At 58.5% G+C, this 5,776-nt stretch carries 8 protein-coding genes and 1 pseudogene; 1 reads left to right on the top strand and 8 read right to left on the bottom strand.

From position 1 onward, the window contains the following. The 7 genes and pseudogenes from AKL28_RS22895 to AKL28_RS22930 form a co-directional block, all read right to left on the bottom strand. Positions 1 to 968: pseudogene (locus AKL28_RS22895) on the bottom strand (histidine kinase); the annotation flags it as partial. 141 nt (positions 969 to 1,109) lie between these two features. After that, the gene (locus tag AKL28_RS22900) at positions 1,110 to 1,598 is read right to left on the bottom strand and encodes a response regulator (RefSeq protein ID WP_082221641.1); all 489 of its coding nucleotides are present in this window, start codon (positions 1,596 to 1,598) and stop codon (positions 1,110 to 1,112) included. Positions 1,599 to 1,677: 79 nt separating this feature from the next. After that, positions 1,678 to 2,307, bottom strand: a complete 630-nt coding sequence (locus AKL28_RS22905) for a response regulator (protein WP_050470603.1) — start codon at positions 2,305 to 2,307, stop codon at positions 1,678 to 1,680. A gap of 277 nt (positions 2,308 to 2,584) precedes the next feature. After that, complete coding sequence (locus AKL28_RS22910; protein WP_050470604.1) at positions 2,585 to 2,914, bottom strand: BON domain-containing protein; 330 nt, start codon at positions 2,912 to 2,914, stop codon at positions 2,585 to 2,587. A gap of 192 nt (positions 2,915 to 3,106) precedes the next feature. Continuing rightward, a complete protein-coding gene (locus AKL28_RS22915; protein ID WP_050470605.1) occupies positions 3,107 to 3,421 on the bottom strand; it encodes an ElaB/YgaM/YqjD family protein in 315 nt (104 codons plus the stop codon). Between the two features lie 292 nt (positions 3,422 to 3,713). Continuing rightward, positions 3,714 to 3,914, bottom strand: a complete 201-nt coding sequence (locus AKL28_RS22925) for a hypothetical protein (protein ID WP_050470607.1) — start codon at positions 3,912 to 3,914, stop codon at positions 3,714 to 3,716. A 43-nt stretch (positions 3,915 to 3,957) separates the two neighbouring features. Beyond that, the gene (locus AKL28_RS22930) at positions 3,958 to 4,155 is read right to left on the bottom strand and encodes a CsbD family protein (RefSeq protein WP_050470608.1); all 198 of its coding nucleotides are present in this window, start codon (positions 4,153 to 4,155) and stop codon (positions 3,958 to 3,960) included. Between the two features lie 311 nt (positions 4,156 to 4,466). On the opposite strand from AKL28_RS22930, the gene AKL28_RS22935 reads away from it, so the two are divergent. Then, positions 4,467 to 4,931, top strand: a complete 465-nt coding sequence (locus AKL28_RS22935; protein ID WP_050470609.1) for a PA2169 family four-helix-bundle protein — start codon at positions 4,467 to 4,469, stop codon at positions 4,929 to 4,931. Between the two features lie 93 nt (positions 4,932 to 5,024). Here AKL28_RS22935 and AKL28_RS22940 read toward each other — a convergent pair whose 3' ends face one another. After that, a complete protein-coding gene (locus AKL28_RS22940; protein ID WP_050470610.1) occupies positions 5,025 to 5,591 on the bottom strand; it encodes an NADPH-dependent FMN reductase in 567 nt (188 codons plus the stop codon). Positions 5,592 to 5,776: the final 185 nt, after the last annotated feature.

The following is a 5,776-nucleotide window of genomic DNA, read 5'->3' on the forward strand; positions in this document are numbered from 1 at the left end:
GCGTTGAGCAGTGCGCTGGTCTCGGCCAGCTTCTGCGCGTTGCGCGTGCGCTCGCCATATTCGCTATCGAGCTTGCTGGCCGAACTCCAGAAGATGAACAGGATGATCGCGCCATTGACCAGCGTCAGCGTGGGCAACAGCAGCTCCGACACGATCCAGCCATTGGACAAGCCCCAGTTCAGCAACAGGCTGAAGGCCAGCAGCAGGAACAAGGTCTGCGGCAGCAGCCGGCGCAACAGTTGCCCGCCCGGCGCGATGCGCATGATCACCGCCATCACCGGATGGCCCGGACGCGCCATCAGCAGCGCCGCACCCAGGAGCGCAAACACCATGGCCGACAGCAGCGGCACCGGCAAATAGAAATCGAGGTAAATGAACTGGCTGACGCCGTAGAGATAGCCCACCAGCGGGATGGCAGAGAGCCCGATCAAACCAAAGGAAAGGTATTCGGACAGGTAATAGCCGCCCAGCATGCGCCAGTCGTGGAACAGCAGGATTGCCGCCATCAGCAGGAAACCAACCGACAGCAGCGGCGGAATCACCAGCGGAGAAATCGGATGTGCGGCATCCACCGGCAACCAGCCCAATGCATACAAGCTGCCGTGCACCAGCGTAATCCCGCCCAGCACGAACAACAGCAACGCCAGGAGATTGACCAGCAGGCTCAGCCGCGTGCTATGCATCGATGCGTTGACGCAGAGCAGGTACAGCGCTCCCCCGCCCAGGATGAATCCGACTGCCGTCACTTCCTTCACGGCCAGCAGGTCGGCCAACAGCTTGCGGTACTCATCCTCCAGGAAAGTGGCGGCCACCACCACGATGCCGAACAGGATCACCGCCATGGCCAGGCCCATGGCCAATGTCACCATGCTGCTGTTGTTGGATTGGGAAGCGGCAAAATGCTCGACCGAGGAATGCTTTTGCATATCGGCAGAAGATGGGCGAACGCCGCCGTTTTTCTTTTGCATCGTCGGGAATCCCCTGCTTCTGTTGAAGCTGTTTTTTTTGAATCGATGGCGATCGCGCCGAACTGCCCCGGAAAGGCGGCATTCCTACCTGCCTGCTTGGTCATGGCCCGCAGCAAACATGATGCTGCAAAAAGAAACGGGTCAGATGCCGCCGGGCAGCGCCGAACCGGGTGGCGTATTGGCAGGCGTATAACTTGCCACGCCCATCTTTTCACGCGCCAGCTTCTCAAGCAAATCGTACAGAAGCGGCAGCTCGGACGATTTGTCGAAGAAGTGTCCCACGCCGCATTGCTGGCCCGCACGGCGGTAAGTCGGGCTGACATGGTTGCTGAACACCACCTTGACCTCATTCTGGCGCTGGGTGTCGGACCGGGCAAGCGACTGCAGCAGGCTCATGCCATTGCCCTGTTTCAACTGGATGTCCAGGATCAATACGTCGTAGCTGTTGTGCTGCAGATGCAGCAGCGCATCCACCTCGCTCTCGGCATATCCCGCCAGGCTGACGCCGGCAATTTCGGCCAGGCTCTCCACGATCAGATCACGCACATCCTCCGAATCCTCCACCAGGAAGATTCGCAAGGGCACATCGCCAGCACCGCGCTCTGCCCAGGAATCGAGGATGTCGTCCATGATCTTCAATCTTCTCTTTCGATGCTGCCCGTGTCTCCGGAAAATCTGCCTTGCCGCACTGGCCTGATGGCCGGTATGTTCAATCGATCAGGTTGTTCTTGATCACGTAATAAATGATGTCTGCGTTGTTGGTCATGCTCATTTTCTGCAGCACGCGCGAACGGTAAGTGCTGACGGTCTTGACGGAGAGGCACAGTTCGTCGGCAATCTGCGTCACTCCCTGGCCTTGCCCCAGCTTGTAGAAAATTTCGTATTCGCGCTGGGAGAGCGTCTCGTGCAGCGGCTTTTCCGAATCCACCGGCTCGCTGGTCAGGAGTTCGGCCACGCCGTAGCTGATGTACTTGTGGCCGCGCAGGATGGTGTTGATGGCGTTGACCAGTTCCGTGGCCAATGCCTCCTTCTGCACATAACCGCTGGCGCCGCTGCGCAGCACCTGCACCGCGTAGCGGCTCTCCGGGTGCATGCTCAGCATCAGCACCGGCAAGTCGGGTTTTTCACGCTTGATCTGTTTCAGCACTTCCACGCCGCTTTTATCCGGCATGGCGATATCCAGCAGCACGATATCCCAGTCCTGGGTGCGCACCAGGCGAATCGCTTCTTCGGCGGTACTGGCCTCGCCCCCGACTTCCATGGCCGGGATTTCGGAGATGAAGTGGTGCACACCTGCCCGCACGACCGCATGGTCATCGACTACAAGTATTTTTGTCATAGTAATTTGAGCGGTGATAATGATGCCGCGGCATTGCTTGCGGATGATTTCCTGCCAGCCTGACCGGGCCCAAAACCACAGTCGTGGCATGCATAACATCCGGCCGTCGGATCAATCTTGAAATGCCTTGGCGTAATGGCCTTTAACTATACCTTACAGCCAATTCTCTGTCTGCTTCCGGAGCGCACTGGCTGCCGCAAATGCGCTCTGGAAGCGAACAAGCGCAAACCGGCCCAGGACCGGCTGCGCTCGCAAGTAGATCTGTTCCCCTGGCGGATTATTGTTTCAGCCGCAAGTCATTGCGCACCGATACGACACCCTTCACGCCACGGGCCAGCTCGGTAGCACGGGTAGCCGACGTTGCACTGGAAACGAAACCGGAAAGCTGGACCACTCCCTTGTAAGTTTCGACAGTGATTTCCGACGAGCTCAGGTTCGGCTCATTGAAGATGGCTGCCTTTACCTTGGTGGTGATGACGGCATCGTCGACATATTCGCCGGTGCCTTCCTTGCCCGGGCCGGAGGCGCAGCCCACCAGCGACACCATGAATAGCGCCAGGAAGAAACCGGCGAAACGTTTGGTCAGGGACATTTTATTTAGCGTCATGATGCTCTCCTCAAGAAAAAATCGGTACACGGAAATGGCCATTGGCTGGTTTTGCAGCCCCACGGCCCGTTGTTGTTCAAGTTATTGCTGGCGTACTTGGATTTTTCGGCAGCCACGCATCCGCCTGTGGCGCCACCGCTCATTGCGTCGCATTTTTCCTTGGCGACATCGTCATTGGCATCATCCTTGGCCTCAGCCCCGGTCGGCGCAGCGGCCCACCGCCAGCCCGACCAGAAGGCCAATGCTGCTGGAGATGGCGATCGCCCGCCAGGGGTTGGACTGCACATAGTCGTCAGTGGTAGTGACAATCTGGCGACCGGCCTGCATCACTGCGGATTGGGCGTCCTGGGCTGTGTTCAAGGCCTGGTCCAATACTTCCTGCCCTTTGGCACGCAAGTCGTCTGCGGTTTTTCCCGTTGCTGCGGCAGCTTCGGCGAAAAGATCCTGCGCTTGCTGCAACAAAGCCTGAACGTCGTTGCGAACGGTCTTCAAATGATTAGCCTGCATGCCTGTTCTCCATTCGTTCGGGGATTTTTCACTTGACTGCGTCACTGCTCGCTCACATCAGATACTGAAGAATGATGAGCATCAGCAGCGGCACACCTAAAAGCCATCCAAGCACAAGCTTGTCCATGACTGTCTCCTTGGGTTTTCTTTTCTTCGCGCCGGATTGCCTTCCGGCTTTTACCATCCTCAGCCCGCTTGAGCTGCAGTACGCGATCCCAATGTTTCCAAGATACCTGCAACCCACCGCACCTTCCATAGGCCCCAAGCCCATTAACCTGTAGGACAAACGACCTTAACGCCTGGTGCGACGACGCGCCACCGGCACACCCGGCACCGGATACGCATTGCCGCCTTCGTTTTCCCAACGCTGCAGTTCGATGCGCTGCAAACGACGTTCGCGGCGGCTTGTACCGCGCGCCATCATGCTTAACGCGGCGGCAACAGCAGTGCTGGCCAAACCGAATGCCAACAGTAAACTTTTTGGGGAAATCATCTTGTTCTCCTTATGTGCCGGTGATTGACGTAACCCATTCACTTCACATCGAAGCGCGCTGATGGCGCAATGACCGTTTGATCAGCTCCTGCGCCTCCCCCACTGCGTGCATGATCTTGCCGTCGGTCTGGCGCCGCAAAGCAGCCTGCTGCAATTCGGCATTGCCCGTCATCGAAGCTAGCCGCTCCTGGACTTTGCCCAGAACCAACTGAAAATGGCCGGTGATCGTCTTCTTGTTCATGGATGCGCCTCCAAAAGTAAGGTCGAGTCAACGTTGCAATGTGAGGAAAATGTTAGCAATCGACCATGGCCGAGCCCTATAGGACGCCCCCCGATTGTCTTGTAGGACAACGCGAAGAAGCGCCACGGGACTGGATTTCCAGCATTTCCGGTGCCGGCCGTCCACAAGCAGGCCTTGATTCCTACATCCGCTTGCGCTGCCGTCCGATGGCGGCCGCATAGGTCGCTGCCTAGGATGACAACACCGGGCATCGGAACAGGCGGACGCCTTGCGGCGTTTCATGCGGTTTCGCAACGAGGAAGGAGAGCACCATGACCAACGACCATCTGATTTCCACACTGAACGACCTGATCCAGATCTCCAAGGATGGCGAGAAAGGCTTTCGCGCCTGCGCGGAAGATGCCGAAGAACGCCATGCGAACTACAAGGAAATGTTCATGGCGCGCGCTACTGAGTACGCACAGGTGGTACTGGACCTGCAAGACCTGGTGCATCGCCTGGGCGGCGAACCGGTCAACCACAGTACCTTCGGCGGCACGCTGCACCGGCAATGGCTTGCCCTGAAGACGGCCATCATGGGCCACGATGATGCAACCATCCTCCGCGAATGCGAACGTTGCGAGGATGCCGCCGTGCATGTTTATCGGCAGGCCTTGGGCCTGGATCTGCCCAACGATATTCGCCTGATCGTGGAGCGCCAGTACCAGGCTGTACTGGCCAACCACGACAAGGTACGCAGCCTGCGCAACCAGGCACGGGCGCGGAACGCCGCTTGATCCTGCCGCATCGCCGTCGCCAGGGTCAATAGACGAAAAAAAGCGCAGCCCGCAGGCTGCGCTTTTTGCATCAGCACCATCAAGCCGCAGGAATCACTTGCGGTCGCGCAGGAAACGTACACGGTCGGCCAGTGCCGTCACCATGGTCTTGAGGAATTCGCGGGTAGGTTCGTGGGTCAGCTTGCCATCGGCGTTGAAACGATCGGCGGCAGTGCCGATCATGACCTCAGGCTTGTTGATGAATTGCAAGTCGAGGAAGACGCCAATCTGGCGCAAGTGATACTGGGCGCGCGCAGTGCCGATGACGCCCGGACTGGCGCCCATGATGGCGGCCGGCTTGCCGGCAAAAGGCTGCTGCGGCGGACGCGAAGCCCAGTCGATGGCGTTTTTCAGAACGCCCGGCACCGAGTAGTTGTATTCGGGAGTGGAAAAGATGAGGGCGTCGGCCTGCTCGATCTGCTTGCGAAAGCGCTCTACGGCGGCCGGCCAGCCCTGCTCGCGCACATCGTCGTTGTACAACGGAATCTCCGAAATATCCGCTTCGGTGAGCGAGACGCCTGGCGGCAGCAGTTCATGCAGCGCCCTCAGGGCGGCGGTGTTATAGGACTTGGCGCGCAGGCTGCCCGAAATGCCGAGGATCTTGACGTCTGTCTGGCTCATACAGTTCTCCTTGCTGGTGGAATAAACGGTGAGCATTTATCCTAACAGCAAGTGCATGCGATGCGCGTAAACACCACTCGCCCCAGACTTTGGTCAGGCCAACAACGGTGGATTCCAAGCGCTCATAAAAAACGCCGCATGCGTGGCACATGCGGCGTCGTAGTGCAGTGGCAGTACAGGCGTTT

Source organism: Herbaspirillum chlorophenolicum, from assembly GCF_001189955.1.
Taxonomy (GTDB): domain Bacteria; phylum Pseudomonadota; class Gammaproteobacteria; order Burkholderiales; family Burkholderiaceae_D; genus Herbaspirillum; species Herbaspirillum chlorophenolicum.

Excerpts from the sequence above, each read along its gene's own strand:
- AKL28_RS22900 (WP_082221641.1), bottom strand. The coding sequence starts at position 1,598 with ATGGACGACATCCTCGATTCCTGGGCAGAGCGCGGTGCTGGCGATGTG.
- AKL28_RS22905 (WP_050470603.1), bottom strand. The coding sequence starts at position 2,307 with ATGACAAAAATACTTGTAGTCGATGACCATGCGGTCGTGCGGGCAGGT.
- AKL28_RS22910 (WP_050470604.1), bottom strand. The coding sequence starts at position 2,914 with ATGACGCTAAATAAAATGTCCCTGACCAAACGTTTCGCCGGTTTCTTC.
- AKL28_RS22915 (WP_050470605.1), bottom strand. The coding sequence starts at position 3,421 with ATGCAGGCTAATCATTTGAAGACCGTTCGCAACGACGTTCAGGCTTTG.
- AKL28_RS22925 (WP_050470607.1), bottom strand. The coding sequence starts at position 3,914 with ATGATTTCCCCAAAAAGTTTACTGTTGGCATTCGGTTTGGCCAGCACT.
- AKL28_RS22930 (WP_050470608.1), bottom strand. The coding sequence starts at position 4,155 with ATGAACAAGAAGACGATCACCGGCCATTTTCAGTTGGTTCTGGGCAAA.
- AKL28_RS22935 (WP_050470609.1), top strand. The coding sequence starts at position 4,467 with ATGACCAACGACCATCTGATTTCCACACTGAACGACCTGATCCAGATC.
- AKL28_RS22940 (WP_050470610.1), bottom strand. The coding sequence starts at position 5,591 with ATGAGCCAGACAGACGTCAAGATCCTCGGCATTTCGGGCAGCCTGCGC.